The 17,152-nt window shown below is 37.8% G+C and carries 15 protein-coding genes and 1 riboswitch; of the genes, 9 read left to right on the forward strand and 6 right to left on the reverse strand.

What is annotated here, in order from left to right; all coding sequences use genetic code 11:
• Nucleotides 1-40: 40 nt before the first annotated feature.
• Entirely contained in the window at nt 41-1,678 is a 1,638-nt protein-coding gene (locus LAV82_RS24370; RefSeq protein ID WP_328255179.1) for a family 14 glycosylhydrolase, read from the forward strand.
• 49 nt (nt 1,679-1,727) lie between these two features.
• Here the strand turns inward: LAV82_RS24370 and msrA are convergent, their stop codons facing one another.
• Nucleotides 1,728-2,243 carry a peptide-methionine (S)-S-oxide reductase MsrA gene (gene msrA, locus LAV82_RS24375; RefSeq protein ID WP_029324598.1) on the reverse strand — a complete coding sequence of 172 codons (516 nt, stop codon included), beginning with the start codon at nt 2,241-2,243 and terminating at the stop codon, nt 1,728-1,730.
• Between the two features lie 368 nt (nt 2,244-2,611).
• Here msrA and LAV82_RS24380 point away from each other — a divergent pair, with 368 nt between their 5' ends.
• The gene (locus LAV82_RS24380) at nt 2,612-3,949 is read left to right on the forward strand and encodes a DUF8451 domain-containing protein (protein ID WP_499717144.1); all 1,338 of its coding nucleotides are present in this window, start codon (nt 2,612-2,614) and stop codon (nt 3,947-3,949) included.
• A gap of 163 nt (nt 3,950-4,112) precedes the next feature.
• Nucleotides 4,113-5,009: an amidase gene (locus LAV82_RS24385; RefSeq protein ID WP_328255177.1), complete on the forward strand. Its 897-nt coding sequence runs from the start codon at nt 4,113-4,115 to the stop codon at nt 5,007-5,009.
• A 194-nt stretch (nt 5,010-5,203) separates the two neighbouring features.
• On the opposite strand, the gene LAV82_RS24390 is transcribed toward LAV82_RS24385, so the two are convergent.
• Nucleotides 5,204-6,760 carry an ABC-F family ATP-binding cassette domain-containing protein gene (locus tag LAV82_RS24390; protein WP_211078850.1) on the reverse strand — a complete coding sequence of 519 codons (1,557 nt, stop codon included), beginning with the start codon at nt 6,758-6,760 and terminating at the stop codon, nt 5,204-5,206.
• 261 nt (nt 6,761-7,021) lie between these two features.
• Here LAV82_RS24390 and LAV82_RS24395 point away from each other — a divergent pair, with 261 nt between their 5' ends.
• Complete coding sequence (locus LAV82_RS24395; protein ID WP_328255176.1) at nt 7,022-7,954, forward strand: NAD(P)-dependent oxidoreductase; 933 nt, start codon at nt 7,022-7,024, stop codon at nt 7,952-7,954.
• A gap of 99 nt (nt 7,955-8,053) precedes the next feature.
• A complete protein-coding gene (locus LAV82_RS24400; RefSeq protein WP_328128425.1) occupies nt 8,054-9,139 on the forward strand; it encodes a nitric oxide synthase oxygenase in 1,086 nt (361 codons plus the stop codon).
• Between the two features lie 48 nt (nt 9,140-9,187).
• Here LAV82_RS24400 and LAV82_RS24405 read toward each other — a convergent pair whose 3' ends face one another.
• The gene (locus LAV82_RS24405; protein WP_016762840.1) at nt 9,188-9,319 is read right to left on the reverse strand and encodes a YflJ family protein; all 132 of its coding nucleotides are present in this window, start codon (nt 9,317-9,319) and stop codon (nt 9,188-9,190) included.
• 173 nt (nt 9,320-9,492) lie between these two features.
• On the reverse strand, nt 9,493-9,942 hold the full coding sequence (locus LAV82_RS24410; protein ID WP_028410145.1) for an Rrf2 family transcriptional regulator: 450 nt from the start codon (nt 9,940-9,942) through the stop codon (nt 9,493-9,495).
• Between the two features lie 216 nt (nt 9,943-10,158).
• On the opposite strand from LAV82_RS24410, the gene hmpA reads away from it, so the two are divergent.
• The 4 genes from hmpA (at nt 10,159) to LAV82_RS24430 (ending at nt 14,464) form a co-directional block, all read left to right on the forward strand.
• On the forward strand, nt 10,159-11,340 hold the full coding sequence (gene hmpA / locus LAV82_RS24415) for an NO-inducible flavohemoprotein (RefSeq protein ID WP_328255174.1): 1,182 nt from the start codon (nt 10,159-10,161) through the stop codon (nt 11,338-11,340).
• 72 nt (nt 11,341-11,412) lie between these two features.
• Complete coding sequence (locus LAV82_RS24420) at nt 11,413-12,702, forward strand: SidA/IucD/PvdA family monooxygenase (protein ID WP_328255173.1); 1,290 nt, start codon at nt 11,413-11,415, stop codon at nt 12,700-12,702.
• Between the two features lie 143 nt (nt 12,703-12,845).
• Entirely contained in the window at nt 12,846-13,358 is a 513-nt protein-coding gene (locus tag LAV82_RS24425) for a type 1 glutamine amidotransferase domain-containing protein (protein WP_013081517.1), read from the forward strand.
• Nucleotides 13,359-13,717: 359 nt separating this feature from the next.
• Nucleotides 13,718-14,464: a CAP domain-containing protein gene (locus LAV82_RS24430; RefSeq protein ID WP_013055125.1), complete on the forward strand. Its 747-nt coding sequence runs from the start codon at nt 13,718-13,720 to the stop codon at nt 14,462-14,464.
• A gap of 239 nt (nt 14,465-14,703) precedes the next feature.
• On the opposite strand, the gene ade is transcribed toward LAV82_RS24430, so the two are convergent.
• Both ade and LAV82_RS24440 read right to left on the reverse strand, forming a co-directional pair.
• Complete coding sequence (gene ade / locus LAV82_RS24435) at nt 14,704-16,440, reverse strand: adenine deaminase (RefSeq protein ID WP_211078855.1); 1,737 nt, start codon at nt 16,438-16,440, stop codon at nt 14,704-14,706.
• An 83-nt stretch (nt 16,441-16,523) separates the two neighbouring features.
• A riboswitch (purine riboswitch) is annotated at nt 16,524-16,625 on the reverse strand.
• 182 nt (nt 16,626-16,807) lie between these two features.
• Complete coding sequence (locus tag LAV82_RS24440; RefSeq protein WP_013055127.1) at nt 16,808-17,035, reverse strand: DUF1128 domain-containing protein; 228 nt, start codon at nt 17,033-17,035, stop codon at nt 16,808-16,810.
• Nucleotides 17,036-17,152: the final 117 nt, after the last annotated feature.

The raw sequence follows: 17,152 nt of genomic DNA on the forward strand, positions 1-17,152 counted from the left end.
CGAATACCTATAGGTGATTTTGAAAAAATGGAGGGAAGATATGAAACAGCAATGTAAAAAAGGATTGGCTTTCGTTTTGATGTTCATTTTTGTTAACGCTTTCATTTTGAGTCCAATTAACGGAGCGGCTGCCGTAGATGGAAAATCAATGAATCCAGGTTACAAAACCTATTTAATGGCGCCTTTAAAAAAGGTAACAGACTATACAACATGGGAAGCGTTTGAGAACGATTTACGCAAAGCGAAACAAAATGGATTTTATGCAGTGACAGTAGACTTCTGGTGGGGAGATATGGAGAAAAACGGCGATCAGCAGTTCGATTTTTCCTATGCTCAGCGATTTGCTCAAGCAGCTCGTAACGCGGGTATAAAGATCGTTCCTATTATTTCTACTCATCAGTGCGGCGGTAATGTAGGAGATGATTGTAACGTTCCGCTTCCGTCTTGGGTATGGAACTTAAAAAGTGATGACAGCCTTTACTTTAAATCTGAAACAGGTACGACAAATAAAGAAACGCTAAGCCCGCTTGCAACCGATGTTATTTCTAAGCAATATGGAGAGCTCTACACGGCATTTGCGCAAGCGTTAGCACCTTATAAAGACGTGATTGCTAAAATCTATTTATCAGGAGGCCCTGCAGGTGAAATTCGTTATCCGTCTTATACAGCAGCAGACGGAACCGGCTATCCGTCTAGAGGGAAATTTCAAGTGTATACGAACTTCGCCAAAAGCAAGTTTCAATCATATGCTTTGACTAAATACGGTTCACTCGCCGGCATTAATCAAGCATGGGGAACCAATTTAACGTCTGCATCGCAAGTTTTACCGCCATCAGATGGCTATCAGTTCTTAAAAGATGGTTATTCAACAGCTTATGGAAAAGATTTCTTAGCATGGTATCAAGGAGCTTTGGAAGATCACACAAAACGTATTGGACAGTTAGCTCATCAGGCTTTTGATTCCACCTTTAACGTACCAATCGGTGCAAAAGTGGCAGGAATTCATTGGCAGTATAATAATCCCACGATTCCTCATGCTGCAGAAAAACCTGCTGGATATAATGATTACAACGCGCTTTTAGATGCGTTTAAAACAGCTAAATTAGATATAACGTTTACGTGCTTAGAAATGACGGACAGCGGAAATTATCCGGAATATTCTATGCCAAAGACGCTTGTACGCCAGGTAGCAGGTATTGCGAATGCAAAAGGAGTTGTTTTAAACGGGGAAAATGCTTTAACTATAGGCAGTGAAGATCAATATAAAAAAGCAGCTGAAATGGCCTTTAACTATAATTTTGCAGGATTTACTTTGCTTCGTTTCTACGATGTTATTAACAATGATACGCTGATGGGGCAATTTAAAAATACGTTGGGCGTTACACCTGTTGCGCAAACGGTTGTAGTAAAAAATGCGCCAACTGCATTAGGAGAAACGGTTTATATTGTTGGAGACAGAGCTGAGCTAGGTCAGTGGGATACGTCCATTTATCCAATTAAATTAACATATAATTCATCTACAGCTGATTGGAGAGGCACAGTCTATTTTTCTGCGAGTCAAAATGTTCAATTTAAAGCAATTGTGAAGAGAGCTGATGGATCGTTAAAAGCATGGCAGCCTTCGCAGCAATATTGGAGCGTGCCGTCAACAACAACGACTTATACAGATAATTGGTAAAACAAAGCCGCATAGCAAACGCTATGCGGCTTTGTTTTGAACACAAGAATTATTTCCAGTTCGTTTGAATAAATTCATCTCGCCCAGACTTAGCGCGGTCTTCTTTATAATGCTTTGGATTTTTCTTGTGGAAATCTTGGTGATACTCTTCGGCTTCATAAAACGTAGAGGCAGGAAGAATGCTTGTCACGATTGGTTTTTTAAAACGTCCGCTTTCTGCGACCTCTAGCTTCGTCTCTTCAGCTGCCTGTTTTTGGCTGTCGTTATGGTAAAAAATTGCTGTTCGATACTGCGAGCCGCGATCTTGAAATTGACCTCCGTCATCCGTTGGATCAATTTGCGGCCAATAAAGATCTAATAAACGTTTATACGGAAACACTTCGGGGTCAAATGTGATTTGAACCACTTCGTAGTAACCGCTTGTTCCAGATTTTACTTGCTCATAAGTAGGGTTATCCACAGTTCCCCCCATATATCCTGATACAATGCCGTGAATACCTTCTAGCTCTTCAAAAGGTGTAACCATACACCAGAAACATCCACCTGCAAATGTAGCTTTTTCCATATGTAATCCCTCACTTAATCCGTTGTTATGAAGGGTATTATAACAAATTTATATTGAAACAGCTAGAAAAGGGTTTGTAGTCTGTGTAAAAGCTGTGGATAAAGATGAATATCCACAGCTTTTACACAATAAACTCGACTGTTTTGAAGATTGAAAAATGAAGGAGAGAATAAAGAAAAAATGATAGAATAGATAAGATGTATATATCGATTTAGAAGAAATTGTACAACAGAAGTACAATCTACGGACTGGACTTTGGGGTGCTGATGGCATCTAGATAAATAAAGTTAGTACGTTAGTAACAAGAGGTAAGAAACAGCATATTCGCGCTGTTAAATAAATATACAAAGATAATAGGAGAGTTGAATATGTTACAAGATAATCTCATCCTAGAGCACTATGGATTAAACGAATTAAATTTTGATACGATCAAAAGCTACCGGGATCGGTTTGCTGAAGTAAAACCAGCTCATCCTTGGAATGCGCTTGAAACAAAGGAGTTTTTATACAAAGTAGGAGCTTGGGGAAAGGTTAGAGATACCCATAAAGAAGGAGTCACACTCGCAGGCCTGCTTTTATTCAGTGAAGAACGGATTATCACAGAAGTTTTACCACAATACTTTTTAGAATACCGGGAAAGTAAAGGAAACGAAGAATGGACAGAGCGCTTTACCTCTCAAGACGGGACGTGGTCAGGAAATATCTTTGATTTTTATTTTCATATTCATGAAATTGTTCGTAATAGCGAACCCCAGCCGTCAATCGCTTCCTCTTTAACAGAAGTTTTGATTAATATGCTTATTCATGCAGATTATAATGGCGAGGGCGGCGTTATTTTAGAAAAGCAACCTTCACATTACGTTTTTTCTAATCCAGGTCTTTTGTTAGTACCTACAGATTCAGTTTTTAGCAATACCGTTAGTCAGCTTCGAAACCCAAATATCGTTAAGTTATTCAGTTTACTAGGGTTATGTGAACGTTCGGGCTCTGGTTTGAAAAAAGTAAAGCAAAATTGGAGCTTGCATCATTATAAAACGCCGGCTATTGATCAAGATGTTTCTATGCATCGTACAGTGGTCACGTTATCTCTGTCCACTCAAGAAAGACAGGTGAGTTCTTCTGAAAAAGACACTTACAATACGTCCATAACCGATTTGGGAAATAATTTTAAAGATGTCGAAAAATATCAAAATATACCTGAAAACGATGTCGAAATTGACTCCTATAATAAAAATAGATACTCCTATAATAAAGAATTAATAGAGGAGTTAAAGTCATATAGCAACGGTGTTAACTCCTTAAATAAAGAAGATAACTACTATAATAATGAGAGTAACTTATATAATAATGATGTTAACTCCTGTAATAAAAATCATAACTCCTGCAATAAGGAACAAGAAGAGGATTCTTCTAATTTGGTAAATGTGGAGAATATTGATACGAAGCTATGGGGTATTGCAGCGCTGGCTCGTGAAAAAAAACGGCTTTCGCCGAATCAGATGGAACATATTATTCTTGAGTTATGTAAAGAAAAACCGCTTATGCTTAAAGAGTTTGCTTATTTACTAGAAAGAACGCCGGATGGAGTACGTAATAATTATTTAACAAAGCTATTACGAAAAGGACAATTACAGTTGAAATATCCAAATCAGCCAAACCATCCAAAACAGGCATATTTATTTAATAAGAAAGATATAGAGAAATAAATCAAGCAACCGATAGAACATATAGAGATTAAGCTGCAAAAAATTCATAAGGAGGAGTTTGCTAAAAGCTACAGATTTAAGGGGGAAATTCACCATAAAGTTGTGCCAAGCTGTCAGACTCTCTTTATATGAGTTCTGGCTCGTATAAAGGAGGAAAAAGAGTGTGAAAAGCAAGTGCGTTCTTATTTTTCTGGTGGTTGTATGGCTGTTTAATATGGGGAAAGGAATGGGATGTGGATCAAAGGTGAATGCAGAGATGAATATACCGCTGTCGACGTGGGTGTGGGATACAAAGAAATGGATGCTGAACCAAGAAGCTATCCTCGAAAAGCTTCAAGAAAAAAAGGTGACAAACGTTTATTTACAAATTGATACTCATCTTTCACCTTCCGTATATAGGCATTTTATCCAACAAGCACAAGCCAAGGGCATAAGTGTTTACGCACTTGACGGCGCTCCTTATTGGATAGGGCCTTCTGGTATAGAAGAGCAGGAAGCATTTTTTAATTGGATAACAGTTTACCAGGCAGAAGCAGACGAGCAACAGCAATTTTCAGGGGTTCATTTGGATGTAGAGCCTTATTTGTATAAAAGTTGGGAAAATAATCGCGTGAAAAGTATTCTGCAGTATCAATATGTTATTTCTCAAGCCGCTGTACAGTCTCATGAGTTACACTTGCCGCTTGCTGTAGATATACCGTTTTGGTTTGACGAAGTTCCATTCAAAAATAGCAATGGTTCCGGTTCGCTGGGGCGGTGGGTTATTCAGTACGCTGATGAAGTCACAATTATGGCGTACCGAAACCACGCAGATCAAGAAAACGGTATTGCTGAAATAACAGAAAATGAACGCAAGTGGGGACGTTTACTATCCACTCCGATTGAAATAGGGTTAGAAACGAAAGCTTCAGATGAAGGAGAATACATTTCTTTTTCTGCTAAAGGAGAAGAAAAGATGATGCAAGAGCTGGGTATGTTGCTTACGGAGTGTCAAGCTGAAAATCCTCCAAGCAGTATAGCTGTTCATTATTTTGATAGCTGGCTACAGATGAAGCCATGACCACGAAAAGACCGCTGCATTGCTGCAGCGGCCTTTTTGGGTTTAGGGAGTATAGATACAATATAGCCATTTTATTAAAGGACTATACATAAAAAAAGTAACCATTTAAAAAATGGCTACTCACACAAAGGGGGGGAACTTAATCTTATCATTCCCACTTTTTCTAAAAGATATGCCTCTTTTAACCCGTTTTTTTAAAATAATTTAGTCGTCCAAGATTCGCAGTTCCACACGTCTGTGACAACATCTTGATAAAATTCAGGTTCGTGGCAAATAATTAAGATACTTCCTTTGTATTCTTTTAAAGCTCGTTTTAATTCATTTTTCGCATCTACATCTAAGTGGTTTGTAGGCTCATCCAGTACAAGAATGTTGGTTTCATTGTTAATCAGCTTACATAGACGAACTTTTGCTTTTTCTCCACCGCTTAGAACTTCTACTTTACTTTCAATATGTTTTGTTGTTAAGCCGCATTTAGCTAAAGCTGCACGAATCTCGTATTGGGTAAAGTGAGGAAACTCATTCCATACTTCTTCAATACACGTATTGTAATTAGCCGTTTTGATTTCTTGTTCAAAATAGCCAATATGCTGGTAATCTCCTTTTTCTACAGAGCCTGAAATCGGTTTGATTTCTCCTAAAATACTTTTTAAAAGAGTTGTTTTCCCGATTCCATTTGCTCCTACAAGGGCAATCTTTTGACCTCGCTCCATTTTTAAATTCAGTGGCTTAGAAAGCGGCTCTTCGTATCCAATGACTAAATCAGATGTTTCAAAAATTAATTTGCTTGAAGTACGAGCACCCTTAAAGTTAAACTCTGGTTTTGGACGCTCTTGAGCTAGTTCAATTACTTCCATTTTATCGAGCTTTTTTTGACGGGACATGGCCATATTTCGTGTCGACACACGGGCTTTGTTTCTCGCTACGAAATCTTTTAAATCTGCCATTTCTTGCTGTTGTTTTTTATAAGCTGCTTCAAGCTGCTGTTTTTTCATCTCATATACTTTCATAAAATCGTCGTAGTCTCCTACATAGCGATTTAACTCTTGGTTTTCCATATGATAAATTAAATTGATCACGCTATTTAAAAATGGAAGATCGTGAGAAATTAAAATAAAGGCATTTTCATATTCTTGCAAGTAGCGTCTCAGCCACTCAATATGCTGTTCATCCAAGTAGTTTGTAGGCTCATCAAGTAAAAGAATTTCTGGTTTTTCAAGCAGCAGTTTGGCTAATAATACTTTCGTACGCTGTCCGCCGCTTAAATCCTGTACATCGCGATCTAAGCCGATATCTTCTAAGCCTAATCCGCGTGCAATTTCTTCGACTTTTGCATCGATAACGTAAAAGTCATTGTTTGTTAAGAGGTCTTGAAGCGTACCGACTTCTTCTAATAGTTTTTCGAGTTCTTCTGGTGATACCTCCGCCATTTTCTCATAGAGGCCATTCATTTGAGCTTCTAAATCAAATAAATATTGAAAAGCACTTTTTAGTACATCACGAATAGAAAGGCCGCGCTCTAATGCTGTGTGCTGATCTAAATAGCCAACGCGCACTTTTTTAGACCATTCTACTTTTCCAGCATCCGGTTCTAGCTTGCCTGTAATGATGTTCATAAATGTTGATTTACCTTCGCCGTTTGCTCCAATTAAGCCGACGTGTTCACCTTTTAACAATCGAAATGATACGTCGTTAAAAATCGCACGGTCACCAAAACCATGGCTTAGATTTTTTACGTTTAATACACTCATGCTGACACACCTTTTCTTTTAAAATATCTATCGTACGTTTCGTTATAAACAAATTGATTCATAACGATTATAGCGAACTTATATACATAAATCCATATGAGTTTTCCAGCCTTGAAAGTCATATAAAATTCACTCGCGTCTTCCTTTCACTTCATTCATACTATATATATCAATGTAGAAAATCCTTCATGACGAAGGGACGGTTATATCGAATCATTCAAATAGAGTATATAAAAGAACAAAAAGGCAGGGGGAAAAGAAATGAACATTCATACGATACTAGTGGCAGGAAGAATGCATAAAGAGCTGCAGGAGATAATCAATCAAAAGCAGCTGTCTCAGACGTTTCGATTTATGGAAGAGCAAGACGTTACAATTGAAGATTTAGACTGGGCTGACGCGCTTTTATCCTTCGGTCCAACGAATTGCTTTGAAGATCATAGCTTTAAATGGATTCATTCTCTCGGCGCAGGAGTCGACCGGTTCTTAGAAAGCGGTAATTGGAAAAAGAGTGTGATGTTAACACGTACGGTTTGTTCATTCGGTCAGCGAATCAGTGAATATTGTCTTAGCTATATGCTAGCTGAACTTCAGCACCACGCACAGTTTCAGCATCAGCAAAAACAAAAGCAGTGGAAAGTGGTAGAGCCTAAGCAGCTTTCTACTCAAACGGTCATAATTTACGGAACAGGTGAAATCGGCGGGCGTCTTGCAGCCGTTTTAAAATTTTTTGGTGTACGAGTAATTGGTGTATCTAAAAGTGGAAATGAAAAGCCGTCATTTGATCAAGTGGTCTCGATTTCGAAGGAAAAAGAATTGCTAAAAGAAGCCGATTGGATTATTAGTACAATGCCCCTAACACATGAAACAAAAAGCTACTTTGATCCAAAATGGATGAATGTAGTTGAAAATGCATACTTTATAAACGTTGGACGAGGAGCAACTGTAGATGAAAATGCGTTAGTAGAGGCTATTGAGCAAAAACGTATTCGAAAAGCATACATAGACGTGTTTGAGCATGAGCCGTTAACGAAAGAATCTTCTTGGTGGGATCATTCAAACATCATCATAACACCTCATATTTCAGCGGTGACTACGCCTGAAGAAGCCGTCGAGTGCTTTGTTGAAACGCTGCAAAAAGTTGAACAAGGCGAATTGCCTTCTAACTTGGTTAATATTGAAAGAGGCTATTAAAGCACTATGATGCGCGTTTCCGCTATGAGAATGGTATACTGAAACTTGCTTTTCTTGAACGAAAAGAATGAAATCTGTTCTTCTAGGGGGGAACAAACGTTGAAGCAAGAAGAATTATTTGAACAAGCACGTGTATTTATAGAGACGTGTTACGCTGAACTTGAAAAAAGCGAAGCGGATAAAAACAAGCGGTTAAAAGAAATCCATCAGCAAATTATGTCACTCGGACATTATGATCATACATTTGAAGAGATAGAGCACGGAGCTCGTATGGCTTGGAGAAACAGCAATAAATGTATCGGACGGTTATTTTGGCAATCGCTTAATGTATTTGATAAGCGAGAGGCAAGCACAGTTGAAGAGGTAAGAGACGCGCTTTTTCACCATATTGAATATGCAACAAATGACGGGAAAATCCGGCCTACTATTACGGTGTTTAAACCGAAAATGAAAGCAAAAGAGCCGGTTAGAATATGGAATCATCAGCTAATCCGCTATGCTGGATATGAGACGGAATACGGTATGGTAGGAGATCCTGATTCTATTGCGTTCACGGAGGTTTGCCAAAATTTAGGGTGGGAAGGTGAGAGAACTCACTTTGATGTTCTTCCTCTGGTACTGCAAGTTAATGAAGAGTCACCTCGATGTTTTGAGATTCCAAAACATTTAGTGAAAGAAGTAGCTATTACGCATCCAGAACTTCCTGAATTTGAAGACTTACAGTTAAAATGGTACGCTGTCCCGATGATTTCAGATATGAAGCTAGAAATTGGAGGGATTGATTACGTCGCGGCACCGTTTAATGGATGGTACATGGGGACTGAGATTGGGGCGCGAAATTTAGCGGATACGTATCGCTATAATCAACTTCCAAAAATAGCTTCTATGATGGGATTGAACATGGATTACAACGCGACGCTTTGGAAGGACAAAGCTCTTGTTGAATTAAATGTTGCAGTGCTTTCTTCTTTTAAACGAGAAGGAGTTAGCATTGTAGATCATCACACCGCTGCTCAGCAATTTCACTTGTTTGAAGAAAGAGAGCAAAAAAATGGCCGCGAAGTGACTGGGAACTGGACGTGGTTGATCCCGCCGGTTTCGCCAGCTACCACGCATATTTTTCATAAGCCTTATAAAAATAAAGTATTATCACCAAATTATTTTTATCAAGACACTGCTTATTAAATGAACAAAAAAGAGAGTACGCATTTGTACTCTCTTATTACACGTTAATTAATTTTTGTGTTTATCAAGCAAGTTAGCAAGTACATATGTTTTGTACTTTTCTACTTTGCGGCCTTCGTGGTTGCGAACTCCTCGTTTCTTAAGTTCCTCAACATACCAACCTTTGCTTCCTACGTGCATACTTAAACACCCTTTCGTCATTTTTTTAGGATGAACAGAATGAGGTTCATTGTCTGCTCGAATGGAGACATCTTGTCTTTCCAATACGTGCCTCATTGTAACATCTTTTATTTTATGATGAAAGGGAAAAAGGTTAAAAAAACGAGAATGATTTCAAATGAATTTTAGTTTACTCATTCCTCGTTTTTTTGAGATAGAAGGAGGAGGTTTAATTCATCTTTATTTTGAATTAGATCTTCTAGCGTATATTGATCTAATACCTTAATGAAGGCTTGCATGGCTTCATGTAAAACACTTTTTAACTTACAGACGGGGCTAATAATGCAGAAGTTTCCTTCACGGTCAAAACATTCCACGATATGAAAATCTTCTTCTGTTTGACGTACCACTTTTCCGATATTAATGTCTTTTGGAAGCTGAGCTAAACGAATACCGCCGTTTCGTCCTCGGATCGTTTCAATTAAGCCAAGTTTTCCAAGCTCGTGAATGATTTTCATAAGATGGTTTTTTGAAATATTATACGCTTCAGCAATTTCTTTTATATTGCTTAGTTTATTATTATCGCGAACGCCTAAATATAATAAAACTCGCAGTGAGTAATCTGTATATTGTGTGAGCCTCATCTTTTTACCTCTTCTCTTACCAGCAGCTTATATATCTATAATAGCATGTCTATATCTAAGAAATACAGAAAGAATGTTCACATTTTTGACGAGGCGAATTTGTGAACATTTCTTTAAAAATGTATATAAAATATATCTTTTTGAGTTAGATGTGAGTATTATAAAGATGTATTAAAAATATATCTTTTAAAAATGAATCTTTCGGAGGCGAAAGTTATGAAACAAACAACTATTTCTATTGTAAAAAGTACAGTTCCTGTTTTAGAAAAGCATGGTCAAGCAATTACCACTCGTTTTTATGAGATGCTTTTTGAACAGTATCCTTCTTTAAAAAATGTATTTAACCAAACAAATCAAAAAACAGGACGTCAGCAAATGGCGTTAGCTAATACAGTTTATGCCGCTGCGCAGTACATCGATCGGCTTGAAACGCTGCTTCCAGTTGTAAAGCAAATCGCTCATAAACACCGCAGTATCGGCGTAAAAGCAGAGCACTATCCAATTGTCGGAGAGTTCTTATTAAAAGCAATTAAAGATGTTTTAAAAGAAGCTGCGACCGATGAGATTATCGAAGCTTGGAAAGAAGCATACGGTGCCATTGCGGATGTATTCATAAGTGTGGAGCAAGAATTATATGAAGAAGCCGAAGAAAAAGGATGGAAAGATTATAAAAAACTAATGGTTCATAAAAAAGTAAAAGAAGCAGAAGACGTGTACTCGTTTTATTTAATATCACCTGATCAAAAAGCGCTGCCTGCTTTTCTGCCAGGTCAGTATGTGAGTGTACGAATTCCTGGTCAAGAGTATTTATCCATTCGTCAGTACAGCTTATCTGGCTATCCAAACCAACCATATTATAAAATTACGGTGAAGAAAGAAAAGCAAATGGAAGACGGGGTTGTGTCAACTTATTTACATGACCAATTGAAAGAAGGAGACTTGCTTGAAGTCAGCGTTCCAGCAGGAGATTTTGTCTTAAAAGAAAATAGTAAATCAGTATTTATCAGCGGAGGTGTAGGAATTACTCCAATGATGTCAATGCTTCATCAAGCACTGGAAAACAATCAAGAAGTAACATTTATTCACAGTGCTAAAAATGAGCAGTTTCATGCAATGAAACAAGAGCTTCAATCGTTGTCAGAGACATATACGTTTGAACAATACGTTTTCTATAGTCAAGCGCAAACAGAACAGCATGATGAACATATAACGTATGGTCGCTTAACTAAAAAAGAGCTAGCTAAATATGCCGCCGATAAACATGCATATTATTATGTTTGTGGATCTTCTTCATTTACGCAAATGTTGTTAGAAGGCCTAGCTGAAATGGGTATTTCCAAAGAAAATATCATGTATGAATCGTTTGGCCCGAAAATGAGTATGACTCCTTCCGCATAAATGTATGGAAAAAGGGTAAAAAGCTAACAGTAGACAATACTGTTAGCTTTTTTTATGAAAGGGAGTTTAAAGATGACAAATAAGCAGTATGACATGGTGGGAATAGGAATAGGACCTTTTAATTTAGGCTTAGCGGCCCTTGCTGAGCCTCTTGATGAAATTGATGCCGTCTTCTTTGATAAAGAAGAGAAATTTGAATGGCATCCGGGCATGTTAATTGACGGCACGGACTTGCAGATTCCGTTTCTAGCAGACTTAGTTACATTTGCGGATCCAACAAGCCCCTATTCTTTTCTAAATTATATTCACAGGCAAAAACGCTTGTATCCGTTCTTTTTCTTTAATCGTTTTGACATTCCGCGTCAAGAATACAACGAGTACGCAAAATGGGTAGCGGAGCAGCTATCTTCCTGCCACTTTTCTTCAAAAGTTGTGGACGTGATACCAAAAAATGAAGAAGAGTATTATGAAGTGAAGATAGAAACACCTGAGGGAATTCAAACGGTAAATGCTAAACACGTTGTAATGGGGACAGGAAGCATTCCACTTGTGCCTCCGGCTTTTGAAGAAAAGCTGAATGAGCATATTTTACACAGCAGCGGCTATTTACATAAAAAAGAAGAGATTCAAAAAGGAAAGCATGTAACGATCGTTGGTTCAGGGCAAAGTGCTGCAGAGATTTTTCTTGATTTACTAGAAGAACAGACTGAACATCATTACCACCTTACATGGTTTACAAGATCCTCGAATTTTTTTCAGCTTGATCAATCCAAGCTTGCTCAAGAGTTATTTTCGCCAGACTATGTAAATTACTTTCATTCGCTGTCTTTTGAGGAACGTACAAGCACGGTAGAAGATTTAAATCCTTTACGTCACGGAATTGAATCTTCTACTTTAACGAAAATCTATGATTTACTTTATCATCGTTCACTTAAAGGAAAAGTACCAGTTACGATTCAAGCTTCCACTGAAGTAAGTGATATTCATAAAAAAGGAAATGGATATGAGCTGGAGTGCAAACAATTAAAGGCTGAACGCTCTTTTCAATACGAAGCGGATCGTTTGATATTGTCCACGGGCTATAAGCCAAAAATTTCGCCGTTCATCGAACGAATAAAAGATGATATCGAATGGGAAGATGACAAGCGTTTTAAAGTCACAAAAGATTACCGGCTTGTCTTTAATCAACCCCGTAACCACCACTTTTTTACGTTAACCAATATTGAACATTCACATGGATCTGGCGCAACAAATCTTGGTTTATCCGTTCAGCGCAATCAGCGTATTCTGAACGTGATTGCAGGGAGAGACGTGTACCCAGTTCCAGAAGAGACGACGTTCCAGACATTTAATTTGTTTTGAATTTCTTCTTTATAAAAATCTTCAATGTGGTTTTTGATTATTGTAGAAAAGTTTTTTACCCATAAACTATGTTTAAAAGAATAGTGTACGGGTATTTTATTTATAGAACATTAGTACACAAATCAATTAAGGAGTTGCTTAGAATGAGTAAGAAAATTGCAGTACTAGTAACAGATTTATTTGAAGATGTGGAATATACAGATCCAGCCAAAGCCTTTGAAGAAGAAGGCCATACGCTAACAAAAATCGATGTTAAAACAGGTGAAGTAACAGGTAAACAAGGCGAAACAACATTAACAATTGATAAAGCAATTGCGGATGTAAAACCAGAAGATTTTGACGCATTGTTTTTACCGGGAGGTTTCTCACCAGATATCTTGCGTGCGGACGATCAAGTCGTAGCTTTCACAAAATCATTTATGGATGAAGGCAAACCGGTTATGGCTATCTGTCATGGACCACAGCTGCTAATCAATGCTGAAACATTAAAAGGACGTGACGTAACTGGTTTCAAATCAATTGCTATTGATTTGAAAAATGCAGGTGCAAACTTCCATGATAAAGAAGTGGTGGTATGCGGTAATCAACTAGTTACAAGCCGTACACCAGACGATATGGAAGCATTCGTACGTGAATCAGTAAATGTCTTAAAGTAAGTAAATAATATTAGTAAAACTTTCTGTAAAAGGCGATAAAAGGGTGGTTTACCACTCTGCTGTCGCCTTTTTTGTATGTAACGATTTTGACGAGGAATTTACAGTTATATTACTGCATTGGATGAAGCGGTTTCTAAAAGAATATGAAAACCTTTTACTATCAATAGATAGAGGCCACGTAACACAATCGAAATATTTTTTACATAAATGAAAGTATAATTTTGGTAGCTTAAAAGACGTTGCGAGTTTCATAGTTTTCATGCAACAATGAGGGTGCATCACGAGATTGGCTTGCTACAAGCTTAGATGCGTTGCGGTTTTACAAAAAAACTTTATTATCACATAGGAGGATTTCAAACATGAAGAAAAGGTTTCGTATTGCCACTGTCGCAGGTGCCGTATCATTAGGATTACTAACAGCAGGACAAGCAAATGCAGCAGCTCCTGATTGCAACACTCCAAAACAAATTAACATTAAAGATGCTCAAGCAGCACAAAATATAAATGTAGATGAGCTATTAAAGAAATTTAACGCTCAAGGACAATCTGCTCAAGCAGCAGCTCCACAACAAGAAACACAAGCACCAGAGCAAGCTGAAGCAGCTCCACAGGAACAAGCACAAGCACCAGAGCAAAGTGAAGAAGCAAAAGCTCCAGAGCAAACACAGCAAAACACAAAAGCTCAACAATCAGAAAATACTGATAAAGCAGAACAAACAAAAGATGCTAGTCAATTCGAACAAAAGGTCGTAGATTTAGTGAACCAAGAGCGTGAAAAACAAGGTTTAAAACCTCTAACACTTAACAAAAAATTAAGTGACGTTGCACGCACTAAATCAAAAGATATGATGGACAAAGGGTACTTTGACCACAATTCACCAACATATGGTTCACCATTTGATATGATGAAACAATTCGGCATTGAATATACAACTGCAGGTGAAAACATTGCAAAAGGTCAGCAATCTCCTGAAGATGTAATGAATGCTTGGATGAATAGTGACGGTCACCGCAAAAACATTCTAAACCCTGATTTCACTGAAATTGGTGTTGGATACGTAAAAGGTGATACTACGTACTGGACTCAACAATTTATCGGTAAGTAATACAAAAAGAGCAGGATATACCTGCTCTTTTTTTGCGTTTTTAGCTGTCCAATTTGGGTATAGTAAAGTAAGAACACGTAAAGGAGTGCCTTAAATTGGGACGTATATTAAAAAAAATTCTAGTCGCTGTTTTTCCTATCCTTTTAAAAGAAGGATATCGTCATTATAAAAATCGTAAAACTCGAACTACGCCGTCTAAAGGATATAAATAAAAAGGACTCGAAAGAGTCTTTTTTATTTTATGCTTGAACGGTGATATGCTTAAATTCTTTTACGTTAAATAATCCTTTGTCGGTTAATTTTAGACATGGGATAACAGGCAAGCTTAAGAAAGATAATGTCAGCAGCGGGTTGAATTTCTGTGAAATATCAAGCTCATGAAGAGCCCCGTGAAGCTGCTTAAGTAAGCTGTTTACTTCATTGTAAGGGTGAGGTGACATTAATCCTCCAATGGAAAGAGGGAGGGAGCCAATCACTTCATTGCCTTTTACAATAACAATACCTCCGCCGATTTCTTCAATTGCCGCAATTGCTTTTGCTAAATCTTCATCATTTGTTCCTACGGCTACGATATTATGTGAATCATGAGCAATCGTGGTAGCAATCGCTCCGTCTTTTAACTGAAAACCTTTTACAATCCCAAGACCAATATTCCCTGTTAGATGATGACGCTCAACAACAGCCATTTTTAGCTGATCGTTTTCTACAGAAGACTGAAATTCGTTTTGCTTCACTTGAACTTCTTCTACAATATGATTTGTAATCAGGCTGTTTGGATTAATTTCAATAATATTAGCGCGATTGTGCTGAAGTGGTATCGTAAGTTTTTTAATGGAAAACTCTTTGAGCTGAACAGAATTCATTAGTTCTGTTGGAAGATCAATTTGTTCTTCTTGAACAGAAAGCATCTCTCCATTTTCAGCAATAAGCTCTCCGTTTTGATAGACATGTGCTGCAGATATATCGGTTAAGTCGTCTAATAGAATAAAATCCGCTTTGTAACCAGGAGCAACCGCACCTCTATCTTTTAACCCGTAGCATTCAGCGGCATTTAACGAAGCCATTTGAATCGCAATTAGCGGATCCAGCCCGAGTTCAATAGCAAAACGAACATTGTAATCAATAGAACCTTCCGTTAATAAATCATCTAGGTGTTTGTCATCGGTACAGAATAAAAATCTGCGCGCGTTACGTTCATTTACAGCAGGTAATAGTTGTTTCAAATCTTTAGCAACAGAACCTTGGCGGATCAGAACATACATCCCGCGCTGAATACGTTCAATTGCTTCTTCTGCTGTTACGCATTCATGATCTGTTGAAATATCAGCGGTACGATAAATATTAACGCCCGTAGCATCTAGCCCTGAGCCGTGCCCATCAATTACGCCGTTTGCATCGTTAGCTGCTTGTAATTTATCGAGCATATCGTCATCGCCATCTCGCACAGCAGGGAAATCCATCACTTCTGCTAATCCAAGCACGCGAGGGTGAGAGAAAAATGGCGCTAAGTCAGCTGCTTTTAAGACGGCTCCAGAGCTTTCAAAAGGAGTTGCCGGCACGCTTGAAGGTAAGTTCACAAATACGTCTAAAGGAATGGAATCCGAGTTTTGAAGCATAAACTCAATGCCAGATTTCCCTGAAACATTCGCAATTTCATGAGGGTCCGTTACGACAGTTGTGACGCCTCTAGGTACAAGAAGTTTTGAGAACTCTTTAGGTGTAACCATTGATGATTCAATGTGAACGTGTCCATCAATGAATGTAGGAGAAATGTATTTTCCTTTTGCATCCACGACGTTATTCCCATCGTATTGACCTATTCCAACAATCACTCCATCAGCAATCGCAATATCGGCTTCAATGATGGAAAGCGTAAAGACATCGATAATTTTCCCGTTTTTCACTACAAGATCTGCAGGTATTTTTTTATTGGCAACAGCAAGCTGTTTTTTTAAGATTGTTTTTGTATTTGACATGAATGTGACTCCTCTCATTGTATAACTGAATAACAATGAAGGACTATGTAAGGGAGAACATAAAGAAGAATAAAAATGCAGTATGAATGATGTTCAACCCTCGTAGTCCAACTATTTACGGTAGTTCGGTAGAAACTCTTGGACCCTATTTCCAAGACTATACGAGCTTTAGGTATTTCGATACATTCTATAGACAAATAATAAAAACGTCAATTCCTAATAAAAAAGAAAGATTTTTAGGAATATTTCATCTATGTGTATGTAAACGATTTAACTCTTATTTGCTCGCTAAAAGGTGCAGCATTCATGTATAGAAAAAAATGCAGAAAAAACCGTCAATGGCTATTAGTCATTGACGGAGTTGTCATTAAGCTTGTTTACGCAGTGTACCTAATTCTTCCGCGATTGCTTGCATTTCACTTGGGCTAAAAGAATCTTTTCTCATTACCATATCGTATAAGTACTTTAAGTCTTCATACATTTCTTCGTCAAAAGCTTCAGCTTTAATTGCTCCGATATTTAGCATGCGCAGTTTTTCACTAATGCTATCGACCATATGTTTAATATTCTCTGGAGATTTTACTGATAAATCCACTTTGTTCATCCTTCCAGTTGCGTTTTTTTTATTGTAACATGTTTTTATCGTGTGAACACTTTTATGTCAGGTTCTTATCCACAGAAGAGTGGAAACGATATAAATAAAAGAAAACTA

The organism is Bacillus sp. ILBB4 (assembly GCF_035064545.1).
Lineage (GTDB): Bacteria > Bacillota > Bacilli > Bacillales > Bacillaceae_H > Priestia.